This window comes from Rhodococcus sp. C3V (assembly GCF_029269915.1).
Classification (GTDB): domain Bacteria; phylum Actinomycetota; class Actinomycetes; order Mycobacteriales; family Mycobacteriaceae; genus Rhodococcus_F; species Rhodococcus_F qingshengii.
In genome coordinates this window covers 114,242-139,035 of sequence record NZ_JARJBE010000013.1, presented here as the reverse complement: position 1 = coordinate 139,035, position 24,794 = coordinate 114,242, and the positions used below count along the sequence as shown (strand labels likewise).

Here is a 24,794-nt window from a genome sequence, read left to right as displayed (position 1 = left end):
CGAAGTTGTCCGTTTTGTCTCTGGTTATCGAAAGTGTGTTCGATTAAACTTTCGGTATGGACAGTCGGGAAGCGTGGCAGCTGGATGGCGAGGACCTCAAGAGTGAGGTTCTGGATCTGGTGCGCGTCCGGCACGAGTTGCAGTCGCGGATGGTGTTGCTGATCGTGGAGATGTTTTCCCGGGAGACTGTGGTCGGGAAGGGTTTTCGGGCGATCGCGCAGTGGTTGCATGGTTCGACGAATTTGGAGATCGGTGAGTGCAGTCTGCTCGTCGGCTTGGCGCGGTTGTTGATGCTCGAACCTGTTGTCGCGGATGCATTCCATCGCGGCGATGTGGATGCGTTGAAAGCCCGTCAGGTGGCGTCGTTTTGTCAGCATCCACCCAAGAACATGACGCCGGCGGACGTGGACAAGGCCCGCGGAATCTTGCTCGGGTTGGCATCGAAGAACATCGCCGATTGTGATGCGGTGCGGGCGGCGATCCGGCGGATCGAGAAGCAGTACGGAAAACGCGAAGACGGCGTCCCGGTCGGCGAGGATTCCGAACGTAACGAGTTCTACGCCTCGAAAGGGTTGTACGGACGGGTGACCGTGAAGGGCGATCTGGATGCGGTGAACGGGGCCCGTCTGATCACGTTGTTGTCGAGTCTGTCGGCTCCGACGCCGGAGAAGGACGGCGTGAAGGACGCCCGCACGCCGGCGCTGCGGCGGGCGGACGGCTTCTGCGAATTGTTGCGCCGGTACGAGCGAGCGGGGTTGGGTCCGATCGAGGGCGGAGTGAAACCGCACATCACGGTGACTGCGTCGGCGAAAGACATGACCGACCTCAAAGCCTTGAAAGACCTCCTGCCGTCCACCGAAGAACTCGGATTTGCGTGGGCGGATTGGATAGGTCCGATCAGTATCGACACGGCCCGGATGTTGGCGTGCGACTGCACGGTCACGCGAATTTTGTTGGATGAGAATGGTGTTCCGCTCGACTGCGGTAAGGAAGCGAGAACGGCGACGGTGCCGCAGCGGCGGGCTCTTGCGGTTCGGGATGGTGGGTGTGCGTTTCCGGGGTGCGGGACTCCGTCGGGGTGGTGCGATGCCCATCATATTGTTCACTGGAACGATGGTGGCCCAACGGATCTCGATAATCTGATTCTGTTGTGCGGTCATCATCATCGGACGCTGCATCACACGGAGTGGCGGGTGGAGATCGGTCCGGATCGACATCGGTGTTCTATCCACCGATGTCGATCGATCCGTTCCAGCAGCCGATCGGCGGGAACAGCCCACCAACGGCCGCGTGAACGGACATAACTGAAAATGCCAGCGTATGCACCGGGGAAGAATCATGCCCCGTTACATGCGCTGGCTTTTCGTGTTCCGGAGAGTTCAGGGCAGCGACCAGAACTGAGTAGTCACCAGATAGAAGACGACCACCCAGAACAAGGTCACCGCAGCGACGATTGCCACCCCTTGTGCGTTGGTTTTTGCGACAGGAATCCCCGGAGGTGGACGCAGCCAACGGCGCAGGAGTCGATTCACGTAGTACGGCATCGTGAAGAAACTCATGATGAAGCTCGACAGCAGATTGCCGATCAACAATCCGAGCCAGAGTGGCAGCTTCAGCGGTGACAGCGCCAAAGTAAGCAAGACGACAGTCGGGTAGAGACCGACCCAGACCGCGATCGAGGTTTTTGTCTCCGAAGGTGGAGGGGCCTCGTTTCCGTTCTCGTCGAAGGCAAACCAACTGCCGAACGAATTGTCCACGGTTCGCAGTTCGAAGTCGTGAAACTTGCGGCCCTCGGCGAGGAGTTGTTGTCGCTCAGGGGAAGTCAGCCACGTATCGAGGTGGGCAGCATTGTCGAAGCGATACAGCAGGGTCCATTCATCCTGCACACCGTCGACGGGGCGAAACAGTTCGGTGCCGCGGAATCCGTCGAAAGCACTCTCCACCTCCCGAAGGCGATCCTGCCAGGCAAGGAACTCGTCGATGCTGTCGTCACCGACTCGGTGCGTCACTACGACGGTCAGCAGTGGGTCCGGAGGCCTGATCCCGCCGCTCACTACCTGCTGCGTGGCCGGGCCGTCGAAGAACTGACGACCGCTGTCGAGGTAGTCCTGCCTCGTCGCGCTGTTGATCCACGCTTGAACATGAGCGATGGAGTCGAATCGGTACACGATCACCCAATCAGGTTGGGTGGGCGTCGGAGCCGCGATTTCTGCCCCGAGGAAGCCTGCATAATCTGCGGCCGCCCGGTTGAGATCTTTCTGCCATACCTCGAATTCTTTCTCCAGTCCGGCACGCACTCGCTGGCCGATGATGACCGTCGCGGCGCTGTCCGCCGACGTGTGCGCGGTCATCGGTTCAGGCCTGTGTAGATGCGTTCCGGGGTGAGCGGTAGCGACCGGAATCGTGACCCGGTTGCATCCTGCAGTGCGTTCGCCAATGCAGGGGCAACCGGATTGATGCAGCACTCCGCCATGCCCTTGGAGCGGAGAGGACCGACGGAGTCTGATGACTCGACGAGGATCACCTCCGTGCGTGGGATATCTGCATATGTCGGGATCCGGTAGTTACGTAGATTCGGGTTCATCATCGCGCCGTTTGCGTCTACGTGGAAGTTCTCGGTGAGTGCGAAGCCGATGCCCTGGGCGACGCCACCTTCGATCTGTCCCCGCACCTGCGCCGGATTGATGATCACCCCAGCGTCGGTGGCTTGGACGCTGTAGAGAATGCGGATCTCGCCGGTGATGCGATGGACGGCAATCCGGAAGCCATGAGTGTTGGACACCACGCTGCGCGGAGATCCGTATGCCTTCCGCGCCTCGGTGAATCGGATCCCGCGCGGGCGCGCGGCCTCGAGTATCTCTTGCAGTGTTAATCGAGTACTACCGCAGACGATCTTGTCGTCGTCCATCGAGCACTGGTCAATCGACACGCCGGTGTGGTGCGCGGCGAAGGCAAGTAGGCGATCGCGGAGCGCATTCGACGCGCGAAGTACCGCGTTCCCAGCGACAAACAGGCCGGCGCTGGCGAAAGCGCCTGTGTCGAAACCGGTTCGGTCGGTGTCCGACTGAATGATTCGTACACGCGACGGAGTTGTGCCCAGCTGATTTGCGGCGATCTGCACGTGGGCGGTAGAAGTTCCCTCACCGAATTCGACTGTGCCGATGGCAAGTTCGTATACACAGTCTTCGCCGAGGGTGAGCCAAGCCTCGGAAATGTGCTCGGTGGGTGGCGCGGTCTCGTGTAGCGAACTGGCAGTGCCGGTGCCGATCAGCCAATCCGCTCCGAGCGAGGGAACCGGTTGGCGCTTCAACGCGGCGTCGATCAGATCTATGCATTGCCCCAGTCCGTCTTCGGTGAAGATCACGTCGTCTGGGCCGTCTTCGAGTGCGATCAGCGAATCGCCCGGTCGGACGATATTGCGTCGACGCAGTTCGAGCGGATCCATGTTCAGCGCGACGGCCAATTCGGTCATGGCCGATTCCACGGCAAAGGCCGGTTGCGTCATCCCGTACCCACGCAGAGCGCCGCTCGGGACGTTATTGGTGTACACGGAATACGCATCGAACTTCTTGTTGGCGCAGCGGTAGAGCGATACTGCCGCGCCGCCGGCAAAGAGTGTCTCTCCACCGTGGTTTCCGTACGCACCGGTGTTCGATACGTTGCGATACTGAAAGGCTGTGAGGGTTCCGTCCGACTTGGCACCGAGCTTGATCGTGAGCTTCATCGGATGACGCGGCGACGCGGTGGTGAACTCTTCTTCTCGGGTGAACTCGAGGCAGACGGGACGACCGGTGTCGAGGGTGGCGAGCGCCACCAGATCCTCGCTGATCACTTCCTGTTTTCCTCCGAACCCGCCGCCCACGCGTTTGCAGAACACGCGTAGCTGATCCGGGCGGAGGTCGAAGAGATGGGCGAGTTTGACCTTGGCGATGGAGGGGGACTGCGAACTTGTGCGAACGTGAAGGCGTCCGTCTTCCATCCAGGAGATCGAACCGTGCGTCTCGAGGTGCGCGTGCTGAACCCGCGGCGAGAAGTAGGTGCCTTCGTGGATGACGTCGGCCTCGGCGAACCCTGCCTCGACGTCGCCCACATGACCGTGAAGTTCGAGCAGGATGTTGTGCTCGGGATCTCGAACAAAGGGATCGTCGGATCCGTGCAGGGCTGGAGCGCCGTCGGCCATGGCCTCTTCCGGATCGAACACGGAAGGCAGGATCTCGTAATCGACCTTCACCTTCCGACGGCCTTCTTCCGCAGCGACGACGGAGTCGGCGAGGACGGCCACTACACGCTGACCCACGAACCGCACGACGTTGTCGAGAATGTAGGTGTCGTCCGGATCGACAAGGTGGTCGGTATGTATTGCCGTGGTGAAGAGCTTGCGCGGCACGTCTTTCCAGGTGTAGACGCGATGGACACCGGGGACGGCGAGCGCCTCGGTGGTGTCGATGGAGGTGATGCGGGCATGTGCGTGAGGCGAGTGCAGCACTTTCAGGTGCAGCATGCCGTCGATCGCGGTGTCCATAGTGTATTCGGCTCGGCCGGTCACCACGTCGGTGGCCGCCGGCGCCCCGACGCTGGTTCCGACGGCCTGTCCCGGGAGGGCAACTTCGACAGCACCGACACCGTTGACCGCGTCTTCGATGGATCGGTAACCGGTGCAGCGGCACAGGTTTCCCTTGAGCGCTCGCGGCAAGTCTTCTTTCTGCGCGTCGGTGAGCGCCGCCGAGGTCATGATCATCCCGGCGGTGCAGAACCCACACTGAAAGCCGGGTGCATCCCGGAACTGCTGCTGAATCGGATGGAGATCTTCGGGCGTGCCGAGTCCCTCGATCGTGGTTACCGCGCGACCGTCGGCGCGAAAGGCGGGCGTGATGCAGCTGTGTATCGGTGTTCCGTCGAGCCACACTGTGCACGCCCCGCAGTCCCCGCCGTCGCACCCCTTCTTCACCCCGTGGTGTCCGAGGTGCCGAAGAAACGTCCGGAGACACTGTCCCGGGAACGGCTCCTCGTGGAACTGCCGGTCGTTCACCGTGTAGCTCATGACTGGCTCCCCGTGAGTTCGTTTCGGAGCTCGTCGGCGTAGTGGCGGGCGAGGTGGAGGCGGTGGTCTGGGGTTCCGTTGGGATCGTCGAACCAAATGTCGGCCGAAATGGAGTCGACGGCTCGTCGCAGAGAGTGCTCGTCCGGCATGGTGTCGAACGTCAGCCGGATCGGATGGGTGGTGCCGGCGGTGATGGTGAGGTGAAAGTCGTCGGCGCCAGGAGTCTGCGTCGCGATCATGAAGATCGTCGAACGGCCGAGGTGCGTGAGACTGAAGCGGCGGTGGGCGTGCCGTTTGGTGAGTGCGTGCACCGGGAACTCGATGCTCCGAAGGACTTCGCCCGGCTCCAGGACATTCTGGTGGTCACCGGTCACGAAGTCGCACGCGTCGACGGTCCTCACTGTTCCGTCGGTAGCCCATAGTGTGAACGAAGCCTCGAGTGCAACTGCCAGGGTGATCATCGGTCCGGCCGGAAGCGACATACAGATGTTGCCGCCTACGGTGGCCGAATTCCACACCTTGAAAGACGAGAGGAAGTACTCGCAGCTGACGCGAATAAGTGGACTCGCACGCCAATTGTCCGGCGGGACAAACGCATACAGTTCGGCAACGGTGCACGTAGCTCCGACACCGAAATGAGTCGGGCCGACCTCCAGTGGTGTCCAACCGAGCGCGGTGAGGTCGACCAGTCGACGCGTGTCGGGTTGTTCTGCTGAGAACAGCCACGTTCCTCCCGCGAGCCAGGCGTCGCCGGGACGCCACACGTCCCCTGGGCGATCCGGTGGTCGGCGTATCACGTCGGTAATGGTGGTGATGTCCATGCGCCTGCTCCCCTCGGGGGATGTGTCTTCTCGGAGTGGGACATTACCGAGGTGACGAGACGCATTCACACTTTTAGTACATATCGGGCACGCGAAACATGAGCGATACGTACGTGACATCGACTGGTGGGGCGGTGCATGCGCTTGCCGATTCTGGGTACGACTGCTTGAGAGGCGCGATCAGCCTCTTGCTTTCGCGCTGTTGATTCGGACGCGGCTACGCACTCGGCGGCCGCGGAGATCATGCGGGGCGGGGCGCTGTGAAACCCTTCGAGGTAAGTCGGACCGACCCTTCTGATGAGACGCTCTTTCCGCTCTCGGCCGCCCAACGGGCAACCTGGTTCGCTCAGCAATTCGATCCCGAAGTCCCGATTCTGATAGCGCACTACGTGGAGCTGCGCGGCGAACTCGACGTCGAACTGCTGGATCGCGAAACGCGAGCGGTGGCATACGAGTTTCAATCTCCTTTGCTCAAAGTGATCGAGATCGACGGTCAACCGATGCAGTACGTGGACGAGACATCTGAGATCACCGTCCGTCTTGTCGACCTCCGTGGGTCCCCCGATCCGATCGAGGATGCCCTCGGGTGGATGCGCCGAGATTGCCGGACGCAGCTCGACCTGGCAGTCGACGGAATCGTCGCGACCGCTGTGCTGCGTGTCGGGGACGCGCACTATCTGTGGTACAGCCGCATCCATCATGTTGCGCTCGACGGTTTCGGTGCCATGACCATGATGAACCGCATTGCGCATCGGTACTCGGCCTCGGCGGCGAGAAAGGACTCGCAGCCGAGTCGTGCCGCGACGCTGCGCACGCTGTACGACATCGACGAGCGGTACAGAATGTCGGATCGATTCGCCGCCGACCGGGAGTACTGGGCTGAGCGCAATACCACCCTCGCCGGATCCAGCCTGGCGGAGGCTTCTGGGCCCGCGCAAACCGAGAGCCGACTCGAAAGCACACTGATGTCGGACCGAAGTTGTGCCCTTCTCTACGAATCCGAGAACCACGCTGCACCGGTCATCGCTGCGCTCGCGTTGTACCTCGCGCGGATGACGGCGAAAGAGACTGTCCAGATTCATGTTCCGATATCCGGACGGACTACGGCGGTGCTGCGGGACTCGGGCGGCATGATGGTGAACGTCACGCCACTGCTCATCCGTGTCGCAGCGGTCGACACCGTCGGTGAACTGTTCGCCCAGGTCCAACATGAGCTCATGGGTGCATTGCGGCACCAGCGCTGCAGCCTCGACGACATCCGTCGGGACGCAGGCGTGACGAGCGGTCTGGAAGGCGAAGACTCATATGCCGGGCCCATGGTCAACGTCATGCTGTTTCGCCAGGAGGTGCAGTTGGGCGAGGTGGTTGGGGAGTATCACATCGTCACCTCCGGGCCGGTGGAAGACCTTCTGGTCAACGTGTATCCGAGCGGCGACAGGCTGCGTGTCGACTTCCGGGCAAACCCGATCCGATACGAGGAGGCGGGTTTACGCGAGCACCACCGGAATTTTGTCGGCTTGCTGGAAGAGTTGATCGCGTCTGATTCCGGTGCCGAGCTGGCAGACATTCACGGCCCGACGGCCCGGGAGGGCGAGCGACGACAACGCGAAGTGCGGCACCTCGAATATTGGAGACATGAGCTCACCGGGGCGCCCGAACTATTGCAACTTCCCTTCGATCGGCCCAGACCTGCAACGCAATCGCTGGAGAACGGACGGGTTGAGGTCCAGATCGCCGCCGACACCCACGCGCGGATCACGGCGATGGCGAGTGATCTCGGGACGGACACTCGTGCGGTCTTACATGCAAGCTTTGCTCTTCTGGTGAGCCGGTTGTCCGGTGCTTCGGATGTTGTGATCGGTACGCCCGCGGGATCCGACGCGAACATCGTCGCCATCCGGAGTCGCGTCGATCTGGTGACGACTTTCACGGCACTCTTGGGCAGTGTCGTCGAGGTCCGAAGTAATGCGCTGCCGCACAGTGGGATACGGCTCGAGCAGGTGGCGGAGTCGCTCGAGTTGGAGGATGTACCTGCGTATGCGCCGGTGATACAGGTGACGTTCGAGTCCGTCGCCAGCGCTGACGAGCACCCTCCCGACCTCGGCCGCTTCGATCTCGGAGTGTCTGCAGTCGAGACTTTCGACGAGGTGGGTACGCCGTCCGGAATCACGGTGACGCTCGCGTTTGCCACCGACCTGTTCGACGCCGAGACGGTACGTGGCCTCGGTTTGCGGTTCGCGCGCGTCCTGGAATCCGTGACCACAGATCCGACAATGATGGTCGGCGACATCGACATCTTGTCCGACGACGAGCGATCCGCGATGCAGCCTGTACGCAGTGACCCTCGCGCTTCGCACCGCACCCTGGCCGAACTGTTCGACGGTGCGGCGCGCACACACCCCGACGGCGTGGCCCTGTCGTATCTCGATGCCGAGTTGACGTATCGAGAACTCGATGAGCGTTCCTCGAAGTTGGCCCGAGAATTGATCGACCGCGGAATCGGTCCGGAAAACAGTGTGGCGCTGGGTATGACGCGTTCGATCGAATCGGTTGTCGCGATGTTGGCGGTGACCAAAGCTGGCGCGGCATTCGTGCCGGTGGATCCGACCTATCCGGGTGAACGTGTTCGCTTCATGCTGACCGATTCCGGCGCCGTACTGGGGCTCACGGTCGTTTCCGAACTTCATCGTTTGCCGGATTCGATTTCCTGGATAGCAATCGACGACGCTGAGTTCCGTGGCCGACTTGCACGGTTGTCAGTGCGCTCCATCTCCGATGTCGATCGGGTGCACCCGATCCGGCCCGACAATCCTGCATACGTGATCTACACTTCGGGTTCCACCGGACTCCCCAAGGGGGTGACGGTCTCGCATCGTGGACTGGAAGCGCTTGCTGCCGAACAGCGTTCGCGGTTCGGTGCGACCCAGGATGCGCGAACATTGCACTTCTCGACCCCGAGTTTCGACGCCTCGATTTTCGAATACCTGCTGGCTTTCGGTGCCGGAGCGACCATGGTGATTGCGCCGAGCACGATCTACGGCGGTGACGAGTTGTCTCACTTCCTCGAATCCCAGCGTGTCACGCATGGTTTTGTCACTACTGCGGCGCTCGGAACAGTTTCGCCCGAGGGCCTTTCGGACTTCGGCGAAGTGGTGGTCGGTGGTGAGGCCTGTCCGCCGGATCTCGTGCAGCGCTGGGCTCCCGGCCGACGGCTGTGCAATGCGTACGGGCCGACCGAGACCACCGTCATGTCGAACATCGGCGAGCCGATGGTGTCGTCGGAGGACATCACAGTGGGCGGTCCGCTCCGCGGCTTCGAGGAGATCGTGCTCGATCAGCGATTGCACCCCGTCCCCGACGGTGTTGTGGGCGAGCTGTACATCTCGGGAGACGCGCTCGCACGTGGATATCACCGGAAGTACGCGTTGACCGCAGAACGATTCGTGGCAGACCCCTTCGGCCTCCCCGGGCAGCGGATGTATCGAACGGGGGATTTGGTGCGGTGGCGCCGTGGCCGTGGACTCGAGTACGTCGGTCGTAGTGACTTCCAGGTGAAAGTTCGCGGATTTCGTATCGAACTCGGGGAAATCGACAGCGTCGTGCGGTCGTGTCCGCAGGTCGAGAATGCAGTCACCGTGGCGCGTGCGGCTCCCTCCGGGACAGCGATGATCACCACGTACGTCGTGCCTGCCGGCGGAAGTGCGCTCTCGACGGCCGAGCTGACGCGGTACGTCGCGAGCCGTGTTCCGTCGTACATGGTTCCTGCGGCATTTGTTCTACTCGACGAGTTGCCGGTAACTCCGGCGGGAAAGGTCGATCGCGCTGCCTTACCTGCACCTCGGCTCGATGCTCGGTCGGACGACTTTCGACCGCCCGAGGGCGCTGAGGAACTAGTGCTCGCCGAGATTTTTGCCGATGTTCTAGGCGTCGAGACGGTGGGTGCGGGTGACGACTTCTTCGATCTGGGCGGGAACTCACTGATTGCCACGAAGCTGATCGCTCGCGTAAATGCCGCTGAAGAAATCGATTTCGGGGTGCGGACTTTGTTCGAAGCACCGACTATCGAATCATTGGCCCGTCACGTGCGGGATGCGAAGTCATCCCGCGTTGATCGCACGCGTTCGAAGCGTCCAATCCTGCAGGCACATTCGTACAGGGACAAGATTCCGGTGTCTGTGGCACAACGACGCCTGTGGTTCGTCAATCAGTTCGACACGTCGTCCCCGGCCTACAACATTCCGATGGTGGTCCGACTGTCAGGTGCCTTGGATGTCGCTGCGATGCAGCGCGCGGTGGGAGATGTTGTCGATCGGCATGAATCGCTCCGTACCGTCTACCCGGCGTCGGTCGACGGCCCCCATCAGGTAGTAGTGCCTTCGGAACGCGTGACGTCGAAGATCGCGTGGGAAGTATCCGTGGACGAGGAAGCCTTGGACAGGCGCATCGCCGATCTCGCTCGCGAGGGGTTCGACGTGAGCGCGAACGTGCCCCTGCGCGGCTCCCTTTTTCGGGTCACGCCGGACGATCATGTCCTTGCGCTGGTGGTTCACCATATTTCGGCGGACGGAGCATCCCTCGAGCCGCTGGCCCGCGACCTGACCCGCGCCTACGCGGCGCGGGCTGCGAAACGGGCACCGGACTGGTCGCCTTTGCCTGTGCAGTACGCCGACTACAGCCAATGGCAGATCGAACTGCTCGGCAGTGACGACGATCCGGACACGCTCGAGGCGAAGCAGTTGGACTACTGGACGTCCACCCTGGCCGGTCTACCTGACGTGATCGACCTTCCGCTGGATCGACCGAGACCGGCGGAACGATCCATGCGCGGTGAATCGGTCCGATTCTCGGTGCCCGCAGACGTGCACAGTGAACTCCTCGAACTCGCTCGGAATCACAACACGACACCGTTCATGGTGATGCACGCAGTGCTGGCGGTTCTGTTGGCACGGCTGAGCGCCTCGCCGGACATAGCGATCGGGACTCCGGTAGGAGGGCGCGCCGAGCAAGTCCTCGACGATCTGGTCGGGATGTTCGTCAACACGGTCGTCCTGCGAATCACCGTTGACACCGCCGCGACTTTCGAGGAGATCCTTTCACGAACTCGCGAAGTCGATCTGGCAGCGTTCGGACAAGCCGAGGTGCCGTTCGAGCGAGTCGTCGATGCAGTTGCGCCGGAGCGTTCGTCATCTCGCTCACCGCTCTTCCAGGTTCTGTTGGAATTCCAGAACACCGCAGATCCCCACCTCGAACTACCCGGACTGGGTGTCGATGTTGTTCCAGTCGACGTCGGTGTCGCCAAATTCGACTTGCAACTGTCGCTCTCCGAGCAGCGTGGCAAAGACGGCCTCCCCATGGGTTTCGATGCCGCTTTCACCTATGCCTCCGATATCTTCGAGCGCACCACAGTCGCCGAGTTCGGCGAGCGTTTCGTCCGCCTCCTCCGGTCGGTCGTGTCGGATCCAACAGTGCCAGTAGGGGATACGGAAATTTTGGGCGTGCCCGAGCGTGGGTTGGTGGTGGGTGGTTGGGATGGTGTGGGGGTTGTGGTGGGGGGTTTGACGTTGGTGGATGTGTTGGATGGGCGGTTTGCTGGTGTGGGTGGTGGGGGGTTGGTGTGTGGTGGGGTGGTGTTGTCGTGGGGTGAGTTCGATGTTCGGGTGAATCGTTTTGCGCGGTTTTTGATTTCGTTGGGGGTGGGTCCGGAGTCGCGGGTGTGTGTGGCGTTGTCGCGGTCGGTGGAGTTGTTGGTGGCGGTGTTTGCGGTGGTGCGGGCTGGTGGGGTGTTTGTTCCGGTGGATGTGGGTGCGCCGGTGGAGCGGGTGGGGTTTGTGGTGGGTGTGGTGGATCCGGTGGTGGTGTTGTCGCGGGTTGGTGATGGTGGGTGTTTGCCGGTGGGGGTGGGGTTTGTTGATGTGGGTTGTGTTGATGTTTCGGGTTTTTCGGGTGGTCCGGTGGGGGTGGGGGATCGGTTGGGGGTGTTGTTGCCTGAGCATGCGGTGTATGTGATGTTCACGTCGGGGTCGACGGGTCGTCCGAAGGGGGTGGTGGTGTCGCATGCGGGGGTGGTGAATCGGTTGTTGTGGATGCAGGGGGAGTTTCCGTTGGGTGTGGGGGATGTGGTGTTGCAGAAGACGCCGGTGTCGTTCGATGTGTCGGTGTGGGAGTTGTTTTGGCCGTTGATGGTGGGTGCGCGGTTGGTGGTGGCGGATCCGGGTGGGCATCGTGATCCGGTGTATTTGGTGGGTGTGATCGAGCGGTGGGGGGTGTCGGTGGTGCATTTTGTGCCGTCGATGTTGGAGGTGTTCGTGGGGGAGTTGAGCGTGGGGGAGTTGGGGGTGGGGTGTTCGGGTTTGCGTCGGGTGTTTGTGTCGGGTGAGGGGTTGTCGTCGGTGTTGGCGGGGCGGTTTGCGGGGGTGTGTGGTGCGGAGTTGGTGAATTTGTACGGGCCGACGGAGGCGTCGGTGGATGTGACGTTTCATGTGGTGGAGGGTGTTGTGGGGGTGGGTGTTCCGATTGGTCGGCCGGTGTGGAATACGCGTGTGTTGGTGTTGGATTCGCGGTTGCGGCCGGTTCCGGTGGGTGTGGTGGGGGAGTTGTATGTGGGTGGGGTGCAGGTGGCTCGGGGGTATGAGGGTCGTGTGGATTTGACGGTGGGTCGGTTTGTGGCGGATCCGGTGTCGGGGGTGGTGGGTGCTCGGGTGTATCGGACGGGTGATGTGGTGCGGTGGGGGTGTGGTGGGGTGTTGGAGTTTGTGGGGCGCAAGGATTTTCAGGTGAAGGTGCGGGGGCAGCGGGTGGAGTTGGGTGAGGTGGAGGCGGTGTTGGCTGCTCAGGTGGGGGTGGCTGGTGCGGTGGTGGTGTTGCGGTCGGGTGTGGGTGGGGATTTTTTGGTGGGGTTTGTGGTGGGTGAGGTGGGGGTGGTGGTCGATGAGGTGGTGGTGTTGGAGGGGGTGCGGAGGTCTCTTCCGGGGTTCATGGTGCCGTCGGTGGTGGTGGTGTTGGGGGAGTTTCCGGTGACGGTGCATGGGAAGTTGGACCGTAAAGCCCTCCCGGACACCGATTTTGCGAGCGCTGCATATCGGATTCCTGCCACTCCTGCCGAAATCGGAATCGCCCGTGCTGTTGCCGACGTTCTCGGTCTCGACCAGGTGGGTGCCGACGACAGTTTCTTCGAACTCGGCGGGGATTCCCTCAGCGCCACTCGAGTCATCGCCCGCATCAACGCCGCATTGCACACCAATATGGGGGTCAATGCACTGTTCGACGCCCCCGTGGTCGCGGACCTGGCGGCCTCGATAGATCCAATCGACTCCGCGCCGGGCGAGCCTGGACCCGAGGAAGCTACTCGTGTGCCCCTCACGAGTAGGGCACGGCCAGAACGTATTCCGCTGTCGTTCGCGCAATCGCGGATGTGGTTCGTCAACCAGTTCGACACGTCGTCTCCGCTCTACAACATCCCCGTCGCACTACAACTGGACGGGTTCCTGGATTCGGGTGCGCTCCAAGCCGCGCTGGGTGATGTGGTGGAACGGCACGAATCTCTTCGAACGATCTTTCCTGCGTCCGCAGACGGGCCCTACCAGGTGATCGCCGAACCCGCGGTCGCTGCTCCTCGAATCCACCCCGTGCCGATTCCCGGCGAGTGGCTTTTCACGGACTTGCACGCGTTCTTCGACATCGGATTCGATGTGTCCGAAGGGTTCCCGCTGCACGTGAGGTTACTCCGAACCGGACCGGAGCAGCATGTACTCGCGATCGTTGTTCACCACATCGCCGCAGACGGCTTCTCGATGGCACCACTGGCACGCGACCTGATGAGTGCATATACCGCGCGCACGCAAGGTCGGAGCCCGGACTGGGCGCCGCTGCCGGTTCAGTACGCCGACTACACCCTCTGGCAGCGTGAGATCGTCGACGCAGACGTTGGTCCGGAAACTTCGCCCTCGGCCGAATTCGATTATTGGACAGCGAAGCTGTCGGGTATTCCGGACGTCTTGCCGCTCCCTCTCGATAGACCACGAACCTCGAAACGGTCTGCCGAGGGCGCGGTGGTTTCGATGGACTTCTCGCCCGAGATCCATCGAGCTTTGAACGAACTCGCACACCAGAACGGTTCGTCTCTGTTCATGGTGATGCATGCGGCTCTGGCGGTATTGCTGGCACGGCTCACTACAGCGGACGACGTAGTGATCGGGACTCCGGTCGCAGGTCGCGGTGCATCGGTGTTCGACGATGTGGTCGGGATGTTCGTCAACACGCTCGTCCTTCGCACACCTGTCTCATCCGGGGCAACCTTTGCCGAGGTGTTGGCCGCGGTGCGGTCAACGGATCTCGGTGCTCTGGACCATGCAGACATCCCCTTCGAGAGGTTGGTGGATTACCTCTCGCCCGACCGTTCCACCGAGCATTCACCTCTGTTTCAGGTACTCCTCGAATTCCAGACCGATACGGGACTGCGCTTCGACTTGCCGGAACTGACGGTTCGCTCGCTCGACGTCGATCTCGCGGTTGCGAAATTCGATCTGCAACTGAGTGTGATGGAGCACGTCGACGAGCACGGTGAGCCCGCTGGTATCAGCGCCGGTTTCCGTTATGCAACAGATATTTTCGATCGAATGTCGGTGGCGCGCATCGCGGCGCGCTTCGAAAGAGTGATCGGCGCCGTGACCGAGAACCAGTCGGTGGTCGTCGGTGATCTCGACATGATTCTGGCCGGCGATTTCAGCGGGTTGCTGGTTGCGCCCACGCCCTCCGGCGCCGGAACAGACGAGGATTCGTTGTCGGATCTCTTCGATCGCACGGCGCTGACGTCCGGTGATGCCGTGGCGGTGCGCTGCGGCGGATTGTCGGTTACGTACCGCGAACTCGACGAGCGAGCAAACCGCCTTGCTCGACTGTTGGTGGCGCAGGGGGTGGGGCCGGAAACCTTGGTGGCAGTCGCGATGGCCCGCTCGATCGACCTGATGGTGGCATTGCTGGCGGTGGTGAAGGCGGGTGGCGGATACGTACCGGTGGACTCGACTTCTCCGGTAAACCGGGTGGACTTCGTGCTGCGTGACGCCCGGCCGAAGTGTGTGTTGACCACCCGGGCCGACGGCGACTACATACGAGACAGTGACGCAATCGCAGACAGCGAGATTCCAGTGATTGCGGTAGACGACCCGGTGATTCTCGATGCGCTGCAAAGGTTTTCTCCGCTTGCGGTGACCGACCGAGATCGGCTGCTACCGCTCCGACCCGAATCGGTGGCCTACGTGATCTACACCTCGGGGTCCACCGGGCGCCCGAAGGGGGTGCAGGTTTCTCACCGCAGCGTAGTGAGGTTGCTGGCAAACACCAGAGCGCTCTTCGGCTTCGGCAGCGGCGATGTGTGGACGATGTTCCATTCGGAGGCATTCGACTTCTCGGTCTGGGAAATGTGGGGCGCACTCGCACACGGTGGCCGACTGGTACTGGTCGACTACTTCACGGCCCGTTCACCAGAGGCATTCCTCGAATTGCTACGGCACGAACGTGTCACGGTGCTCAATCAAACTCCCACTGCCTTCTATCAATTGGCGGAAGCCGACCGGCTTGCCGGGGGTGTGGCCCTGTCATTGCGCTACGTGATCTTCGGCGGAGAAGCGCTCGACTTCGGACAGTTGACGCGCTGGAACGACAGCGGGCAGCTGGAGTACCTCGGACGAAACGATCTGCAGGTGCAGGTGAAGGGGTACCGAATCGAACTCGGCGAGGTGGAGGCTGCACTGCTCTCCGGAGTGGGCGTGTCTCAGTCGGCGGTGGTAGCCCGCAGAGACCGGTTGGTGGGCTACGTGGTGCCGGAGTCCGGTGCCACTATCTCTCCGGCGGCGTTGCTCGAGTATGTCTCACAGAGGTTGGCGCCCCACATGGTCCCCGCTGTCGTGACGGTTCTCGAGGGTTTGCCGCTGACGGTGAACGGAAAGCTCGACCGGAATGCATTGCCTGAACCTGACTTCGGGCGACAGGCAACCGTAAGTCGTGGCCCCGCGTCCGCAACGGAAAACATCCTTGCGAGTCTGTTCGCCGAAGTTCTGGGACTCGAGGAGGTGGGGGTCGACGATTCGTTCTTCACTCTCGGCGGTGACTCGATCATGTCCATCCAGTTGGTGACGCGCGCCAGGTCTGCCGGAGTTCTGATCACACCGCGCGAGGTGTTCGAACGCAAAACTGTTGCGGCGCTGTCCGAGACGGCCGGAACGGCTGGCAACCGTGTCGTCGTCGACGAATTACCTGGCGGCGGCGTCGGTGAGATCGAATTGACGCCGATCGTCGAATGGATGCTTGACCGTGGTGGAGATTTTCGCCGGTACTCCCAATCTGTTCTGCTCTCGGTTCCTGCCACGCTCGACGAGGTCACGCTGACACTGGCCATGCAGGCTGTGCTGGACCACCACGACATCCTCCGCGCGGGCATCCGGGCGACGCATCATCCTGAATCCGCTCGGCGGATGGACGTTGCGCCTGTAGGTACGGTGCGAGCGGAGACCGTCGTACGCCACGTGAGCCTCGGGGGTTCTGCCGCGAGGACGTCCTCGACAGAACTCGACGCAGCTCTGGGGCGGCTCGACCCGGAGGCAGGTGTGATGGTGCAGGCAGTCCTGCTCGACACCGACGGGCAGATTCAAAAGGACCGGCAGAGCCGGAAACGGTTGCTACTGGTAGCGCACCATCTGGTGACGGACGGTGTTTCCTGGCGAATCCTGATCCCCGATCTTGCACTTGCCTGTGCGCAGGTGCAGTCAGGCGTCGACCCGTCACTTGCTCCGGTCGGAACCTCGATGCGTCGATGGGCACATGGCCTCGTCGATGCCGCGTGCGAGCCCGATCGGGTGGCTGAGATCGACTATTGGCGAGAGGTGCTCGAGGGTCCCGATCCGACTCTGGGTGTGCACGCCCTGACGAAGAGGGACACCGCCTCGGCCACCATTGACATCGAAGTACGAGTTCCCACGGGATTGACCGAGGCCGTGTCGACGACAGTTCCGCAGGCGATTCACGGGAGCGTCGAGGACGGATTGTTGACGGCTTTGGCACTTGCGATGGTCCGCTGGCGCATGGACCGCGGCATCGACAATCCGGAGACATTGATCAGTCTCGAGGGGCACGGACGCGAGGAACAGGTGGTTCCCGGGGCAGATCTTGCTCGCACGGTGGGATGGTTCACGACGATCTTCCCGGTGCGGATCGATCTGAGCGGAGTGGATCCGGGTGACGCCTTCGCCGGCGGCCCGGCTGCCGGCGTCGCTGCCAAGACTGTCAAGGAACAACTCCGGGCGGTGCCGGACCGCGGCATCGGCTTCGGGTTGCTGCTCTATCTGAACCGCGAAACGGCACACACTCTTTCGCAACTTCCGGTGCCTCAGATCAGCTTCAACTACCTCGGACGCGTCGGTGGATCCGATGCCGACGCTTCAGCGGGATGGGTACCGATCCGTGACGAGGACCTGCGGACGGTTGCGGCCGTCGATCTTCCACTCGCCAGCGTCCTCGAGGTCAACGTGATGACGGTCGACAGCGATACCGAGGACGGTCCGCGGCTCGTTGCCGGCTGGACGTTCCCACCGGACATTCTGGGTGCGGACGACGTTCGGCAACTGGGGCAGTGGTGGCTCGACGCACTGGCCGGGCTCGGAGAGTTCGCGGCGGGCGGCGGCGGATTCACACCCTCGGACTTCGATCTGGTCGATCTTCGACAGGAGGCGATCGACGACCTCGAAAGTCGGTGTCCCGACCTGAGCGATGTCTGGCCACTCTCTCCACTGCAAGCGGGGTTGTTGTTCCACGCCGAATTGGCCGAACGATCGGTCGACGCATACCTCGTACAAGTGGCTCTCGATCTAGCCGGCGCAGTCGATTCGGAGCGCCTGCGCCGCGCCGCCGACGCGCTGCTCGGCCGGCATGGGAACCTGCGTACCGCCTTCCTTCACAGCGCCGACGGCCGTGCCGTCCAGGTGGTCCGAAGCAACGTGGCAGCGCCGTGGCAGGAAATCGACCTCACTGGTGCACCAGATCAGGAAATTGATCGAGCGCTGGCCGAGGACCGAGCGCGCCCGTTCGACATGGCACGGGCGCCGTTGATCCGATTCACCCTGATCGCTCTCGCCCCCGAAAAGTTCACGCTCGTGCTCACCAATCATCACATCCTTCTGGACGGCTGGTCCATGCCCCTGCTGATCCGGGAATTGGCGACGCTCTATGCCGCCGACGGTCAAGTGGCGGCCTTGCCTCACGCGCGCGCGTATCGCGACTATCTGACCTGGATGAGCCGCCGCGATCAGCAAGCTTCCCGAGCTGTGTGGGCGAGGACGCTGAGCGGAGTCGAAGGACCGACGCTGTTGGCTCCAGCGGTTCGATCGCGTCGACTCTCCACCATGGCGGCCGAGTGGGTGTTCGATCTGGACGAGGAATTCACAACCTCACTTCGCGGGATGGCGCGTGAACTCGGGCTGACGATCAACACGATTGTTCAGGCATCGTGGGGGATCGTCCTTGCTGCACTGACCGGGAGGGACGATGTGGTGTTCGGAGCGACGGTGTCGGGTCGACCTCCCGAGCTGACCGGGATCGAAACCATGGTCGGGCTGTTCATCAACACAATTCCGGTCCGAATCACGCTGCGCCCGAGTGAAAGTATCGGCACACTCCTCGCGCGGATCCAGGCCGAGCAAGCAGAGCTGTCGGATCACCACTGTCTCGGGCTTTCCGAGATCCACGTAGGCGCGGGGCCGGAGATCGGATTCGACACGTTGACTGTCTTCGAATCGTATCCCGTTGACCGTCAGGGGCTTTCGTCCGCTACCGATATTGCGGGGGTCCGGATCACCGATGTCGAAGCCAAGGACGCTGCCCACTACCCGCTCAGCCTCGTAGCATCGGTCGACACCAGGCTCCGCCTGAAATTCGAGTACATACCCGAGGTTTTCGGTGCCGCCGACATCGAAGAGATCGCCGGACGACTGCGGCGCGTACTCGAAGCGTGTACCCAGCCGGATCGCCCCTTGGCTGTGGTGTCGGTGCTCGCAGCCTCCGAACATGCTGAATTGGTGCCAGTCCGTGGCACGGCCGGCGGGTCGTCGCGCGTCTTCCCGGAGATCTTCGACGAGGCAGCCCAGCGTGATCCGAACGCACCGGCCGTGGAATCGGCGGACGGCAGCATGACCTACGGCGAGCTGGACATCCTCTCCAATCGCATTGCTCGCCTGCTCGTCTCGCACGGCCTGGGAACCGAGGACTATGTAGCGGTCGGTATCCCACGTTCTCTCGCGTCCGTGGTGTCGATACTTGCCGTCGCCAAGACAGGCGCTGCGTTCGTGCCGATCGATCCCGACTATCCGGACGAGCGGATCAATCACATGCTGATCGATTCGAAGGTCAGCTTCGGATTGACCACCACCGCGGGCCGAGATCGATTGCCCGATATCGCGGAGTGGCTGATTATCGACGATCCGCATTTCACGAAGAAGTGCGAGGGATTCTCGGGGAGCCCGTTGACCGACAACGACCGACTCCGTCCGATCGGGTTGGATTCAGCTGCCTACGTGGTCTACACCTCGGGGTCGACCGGCGTGCCCAAGGGCGTCGTGGTCACGCAGCGAGGGCTCGGCAACTTCGCCCGAGACCAGCTCGAACGCTACGGCGCAACTCCACAATCACGCACGCTGCACTTCTCCACTCCGAGTTTCGACGGGTCGCTCTTCGAATATCTGCAGGCTTTCGGAGCCGGGGCGACGATGGTTATCGCTCCACCCGGGATCTACGGGGGCGAGGACCTGGCGCAACTTCTGGCAGAGCACGCCGTCACGCACGCGTTCGTCACCACGGCGGCATTGGCATCGGTGGACCCGGCTGGGCTGGAACAACTTTCGGAAGTCGTATTCGGGGGCGAGGCGTGCCCGCCCGACCTCGTCGCTCGCTGGGCACCTGGCCGCCGCCTGTACAACGCGTACGGACCGACCGAAGCAACGATCATGTCCAACGTCAGCCCGCCGATGACCGCCGGAGAACCAATCACCATCGGTGGACCCGTCAGGGGCGTCAGCGAACTGGTGCTCGACACTCGACTTCAAGCGGTTCCCGTCGGGGTCCCCGGCGAGCTGTACCTGGCCGGACCAGGCGTGGCACGGGGATATCACCGAAGGGCGGGGTTGACGGCAGAACGCTTTGTTGCCAACCCGGCTGACCCAGGAACGCGGATGTACCGCACCGGCGACATCGTGCGATGGACGGCGGACATGTGTGTCGAGTACGTCGGGCGAAGCGACTTCCAGGTCAAGGTTCGAGGCTTCCGTGTCGAACTCGGTGAGATCGACAGTGTGCTCATGTCGGAGCCCAACGTCGGTTTTGCCGTTACGGTTGCCGATTCCGCCCCCACCGGAGACACCCGACTCGTGTCGTACGTCGTGCCCACGGCGGGTCGACTGGACACCAGGATCCTGAGTCGCGCCGTGGCCCGGCGCTTGCCTTCGCACATGGTGCCTGCCGTTCTCACGGTGCTGGAGAACATTCCGTTGACCGCTGTCGGAAAAGTCGACCGTTCGGCGTTGCCAAGACCCGAAATCGAGACGACCACAGGGGATTTCCGTCCCCCGGTCGGCCCGGTCGAACAGGCAGTGTCGGACGTGTTCGGCGAGGTGCTCGGCCTCGAACGAGTCGGTACCGACATCAGTTTCTTCGAGCTCGGTGGAAATTCTCTGAGCGCCACTTCGGTCGCGGCGAGGCTACGGGCGGTGCTCGGAGCTACCGTAGGCGTGCGGGATCTGTTCGAGACGCCGACGGTGGCCGAGTTGGCTACGGTGATCGGCCAGTCGGTTGCCGAAGGGTCGGAGCGACTGGGACCGCGCCCCCGACCCGACAGCATCCCCTTGTCGTTTGCTCAGCAGCGGATGTGGTTCGTCAATCAACTCGACACCAGTTCTCCTGCATACAACATTCCGCTCGTGGTGCGGTTGAGCGGTGAACTCGACAAACCGGCCTTGAGATCAGCGATGTCCGATGTCATCGCCCGCCACGAATCGCTGCGAACGATGTTCCCGGTCCACGGTGACGGACCGGTCCAGCACATCCTGCCCACCGAGAGCGCCGAGCTGCCGCAACTGACCGAGACATCGGTGACCGACGAACATCTTCTCCGTGACGAGCTTGCCCGGATGGTCTCGGCCGGTTTCGACGTCGCCGCACGAATTCCCCTGCGGGCAGCGTTGTTCACAATCGATGAGCGCGAACACGTGCTTGCCGTAGTGGTGCACCACATCTCGGCTGACGGCTTCTCGATGTCTCCGTTGACCCGAGACGTGATGATTGCATACGAGGCCCACGCGTACGGCGGGGATCCCCAGTGGACGCCGCTTCCAGTCCAGTACGCCGACTTTGCGCTCTGGCAACGGGAGATTCTGGGCTCAGTCGACGACCCAGGGTCGGTGATCAGTGAGCAGTTGGCTTACTGGCGACGTGCACTGTCAGGTGCTCCCGACCTCTTGGAACTTCCGCTCGATCGAGACCGGCCGACGCAACAGAGTTTTCACGGCTCGCGGATTCACTTCTCGATCAGCAATGATCTTCACCGCCGTATTCTGAACGTGTCGCGGCAGCACGAGTCCACTGCATTCATGACTGTGCATGCAGCGCTCGCGCTCTTGCTGGCACGTTTGGGCAGCACCGACGACATCGTGATCGGCACGCCGATCGCCGGCCGGGGAGATCGTGCCCTCGATGATCTGGTCGGCATGTTCGTCGGCACGCTCGCACTGCGCACACAGGTGGATCCGGCTCGATCGTTCCGCGAGTTGGTTGAGCATTGCCGCGAAGTCGACCTCGCCGCGTTCGCTCATTCCGACGTGCCCTTCGAGCGGGTAGTGGACGCGGTCGGGCCGAAACGGTCGAGCGCTTATGCACCGATTTCCTCGGTGTCGCTGGAATTCCAGAACAACAAACGACCGATTCTGAAGCTACCGGGACTGGAAGTCCGCGGGATCGACCCTGAACTCGAGGTAGTGAAGGTAGACCTGGAATTCCTTCTGGCCGAGGAGTACGACGATCGCGGTGAACCGGGAGGGATGAGCGGAGCCGTCGACTTTGCCACTGATCTCTTCGACCCCGGTACGGTCGGCGGTTTTGCCGACATGTTCGTTCGTGTGCTCGAGGCCGTGACCCGGAATCCGCAGGTACCGATCGGTGACATCGACCTACTCGGCGATCCCGAACGTCGCGAGTTGACGCCGGCGCATGGGCTCCCCGAAGTACCTCCGAAATTGTGGCCTGAGTTGTTGGCGGACGCCGTGGCGATCGATCCTGACTCGGTGGCCCTGTCGCTCGAGAACCGGCAGCTCAGTTATCGCGACCTGGACGAGTGGTCGAATCGTGTTGCCCGGGAGTTGTGCGGTCGCGGTGTGGGCCCGGAGACCTTCGTGGCACTGGGAATGCCTCGCTCGATCGAATCGGTGGTGGCGATCTGGTCGGTGACCAAAGCCGGAGCGGCTTTTGTGCCTGTCGATCCGGCCTATCCGCGCGAGCGCGTCGAATACATGCTTGCCGATTGCCGAGCCTCGCTCGGTTTGACTGTTCAGACCAGCCGAACTCACCTACCCGACGTTGTTCCCTGGCTGGAACTCGACGACCCACACTTCGCCCGGCGGGTAGCCGCGCTGTCGCCGGAACCGATCACCGATGACGATCGAACCGGTGAACTGAACCTCGATCATCCGGCCTACCTGATCTACACCTCGGGATCTACCGGGAAACCCAAGGGAGTGAACATTACTCATCGAGGTTTGGCGAGCTTCACGGCCGAAACTCGTGAGAGGTTCGAGGTCACTCACGACTCTCATGTCTCTCAGTTGGCATCGCCGAGTTTCGACGCTTCCATCTTCGAGTTGACGATGGCATTCAGCGCCTCGGCGCAAGTCGTGATCGTTCCGCCTGCTGTGTACGGTGGCGCCGAATTGGCCGATGTTTTCCGGCGCGAGCAGGTCACTCATGCCACCATTACACCGACCGCGCTGGCGGCGTTGGGTGACAACGGTTTCGAGGCGCTCCGTGTTCTCGATCTGGTGGGCGAGGCCTGCCCGCCGGAGGTCGTCGCGCAATGGGCGCCGGGTCGGAGGCTGCACAACGGCTACGGTCCGACTGAAACCACCGTGCAGGCGAGCGTCAGCGATTCGATGAAACCCGGTGCGGGAGTGAACATCGGCTCGCCGGCAGTGGGCTTCGGCTTCCTGGTGCTGGACGAGCGTTTGCAGCCCGTCCCGGTGGGCGTGCCGGGGGAGTTGTACATCATCGGTCCAGGTATGGCACGTGGGTACCATAATCGGGCGTCGCTCACGTCGGAACGATTTGTCGCGTGCTCGTACGGGTCGCCGGGGCGCCGGATGTACCGCACCGGAGATGTCGTGCGTTGGCGTGAATCCGGCGGTGACAGTGCCAAAATCGTCGGCTCCGGCGATGGAGTGCATCACACGCTCGAATACATCGGGCGCAGCGACTTCCAGGTCAAGGTCCGTGGTTTTCGGATCGAACTCGGGGAAATCGATGCAGTTCTCTCACGCCATCCGTCGGTGGACTTCGCCGCGACTGTCGGCCACACGGGACCGTCGGGTGAAACGGTCCTGGTGTCGTACGTGCGTGCGTCAGCTGCTGACGCCACCGGCACCGACGAGATACGGGCGTACGCAGCCGACCGACTACCCTCGCACATGGTTCCGTCGGCAGTGGTGCTTCTCGAGCGGATTCCGATGACACCGGTGGGCAAGCTCGACCGAAAGGCCTTACCGGAACCCGAATTCGGTTCGGCTGCAGCCGAGTTCCGCGAGCCGGTCACCGACACCGAGCGCGCCGTGGTCGACTCGTTCGTCGAGGTTCTGGGTGTCGACCGGGTGAGCACTACCGACAGCTTCTTCGACCTGGGCGGGTCCTCCCTGGTGGCCACCCGAATCGTCAGCGCACTGCACTCTCGTTTCCGACGGAGAATCCCGCTTCAGTGGATGTTCCTCGACCCGACACCCGCTGGAATCGCTCGACGCCTCGACATGCCGACAGCCGACGCCGGTATGGAAGAGCTTCTCGCCGTGGTTGTTCCACTGCGGACGAAAGGGACTGGGCGACCGCTGTTCTGTGTGCACCCCGGTATCGGCCTGTCCTGGGGGTATGCCGGCTTGGTGCGGTATCTGCCCGAGGACAGACCCGTGTACGGACTTCAGCTCCCCGCTCTCAGCGACGACGGTGACTATCAGTCGATCGAACAGTTAGCCCATCGCTACGTCGAAGAGGTGGAGGCCGTTTCGCCGGACGGGCCGTACGACTTACTCGGGTGGTCCCTTGGCGGAGTCATCGCGCACGCCATGGCCGTCGAACTGCAATCGTCCGGCCGCGACGTCGCCACACTGGCGATGATGGACAGCTACCCCGACAGCGGCGATGCCCCTGCGTCAGCCGAACTCGACGTCCGAGACATACTGCGAGGACTCGGCCTCGAGATCGAGACCGACCGAGATCTGACCTTCGACGAGGCGGCGGCCGTGTTGGCCCGGAGGCTCGGGCCCGAGACGGGAGTCGACGGTCGGGACCTCGAACGGATTGCCCGAGGGTACGAGACTTCGCAGAGAATCACGCACCAGTTCGTTCCCCAGGTCTACGAAGGAGATCTGCTGATCTTCCTGGCATCCGGAGAAGACGACACGATTCCGCGCGACAGGTCGCCGCAGGAATGGAGCCCACTCGTGACGGGCCGGATCGTGGAGGTGCCCGTGCGCTGCGAACACAACGAGATGATCGAACCTCCGGCCATGGCGGTCATCGGACCGGAGCTCGCCCGGGTGCTCTCGATGTTTTCCGGATACCCCGAACGGGCATGACAACTTCAAGCCACCAAGCCGCACGCCCGCGAAGCGAGCGCCACCGAGCTGTTGCCGGGCACCGCA

The 24,794-nt window shown here is 62.5% G+C and carries 4 protein-coding genes and 1 pseudogene; 2 read left to right on the top strand and 3 right to left on the bottom strand.

Translation table 11 applies throughout. The annotated features are described in order from the left end of the window. Positions 1–56 precede the first annotated feature (56 nt). Positions 57–1,294 (top strand): annotated as a pseudogene (locus P3G66_RS27105) (DUF222 domain-containing protein). A gap of 85 nt (positions 1,295–1,379) precedes the next feature. Here P3G66_RS27105 and P3G66_RS27100 read toward each other — a convergent pair. From P3G66_RS27100 to P3G66_RS27090, 3 genes are read right to left on the bottom strand one after another with little or no spacing between them, the layout of a single operon-like run. Next, entirely contained in the window at positions 1,380–2,351 is a 972-nt protein-coding gene (locus P3G66_RS27100; protein ID WP_230358748.1) for an antibiotic biosynthesis monooxygenase, read from the bottom strand. Beyond that, the gene (locus P3G66_RS27095; protein WP_054186590.1) at positions 2,348–5,041 is read right to left on the bottom strand and encodes a molybdopterin cofactor-binding domain-containing protein; all 2,694 of its coding nucleotides are present in this window, start codon (positions 5,039–5,041) and stop codon (positions 2,348–2,350) included. Before P3G66_RS27095 ends, P3G66_RS27100 begins: the two co-directional genes overlap by 4 nt. Further along, complete coding sequence (locus tag P3G66_RS27090) at positions 5,038–5,862, bottom strand: FAD binding domain-containing protein (RefSeq protein ID WP_007733027.1); 825 nt, start codon at positions 5,860–5,862, stop codon at positions 5,038–5,040. The genes P3G66_RS27095 and P3G66_RS27090 overlap by 4 nt, the downstream gene beginning before the upstream one ends. 260 nt (positions 5,863–6,122) lie before the next feature. Here P3G66_RS27090 and P3G66_RS27085 point away from each other — a divergent pair, with 260 nt between their 5' ends. Beyond that, on the top strand, positions 6,123–24,728 hold the full coding sequence (locus P3G66_RS27085) for a non-ribosomal peptide synthetase (RefSeq protein WP_276117368.1): 18,606 nt from the start codon (positions 6,123–6,125) through the stop codon (positions 24,726–24,728). Positions 24,729–24,794 lie beyond the last annotated feature (66 nt).

Coding starts and splice junctions, on each gene's coding strand:
- P3G66_RS27095 (WP_054186590.1), bottom strand. CDS start 5,041: ATGAGCTACACGGTGAACGACCGGCAGTTCCACGAGGAGCCGTTCCCG.
- P3G66_RS27100 (WP_230358748.1), bottom strand. CDS start 2,351: ATGACCGCGCACACGTCGGCGGACAGCGCCGCGACGGTCATCATCGGC.
- P3G66_RS27090 (WP_007733027.1), bottom strand. CDS start 5,862: ATGGACATCACCACCATTACCGACGTGATACGCCGACCACCGGATCGC.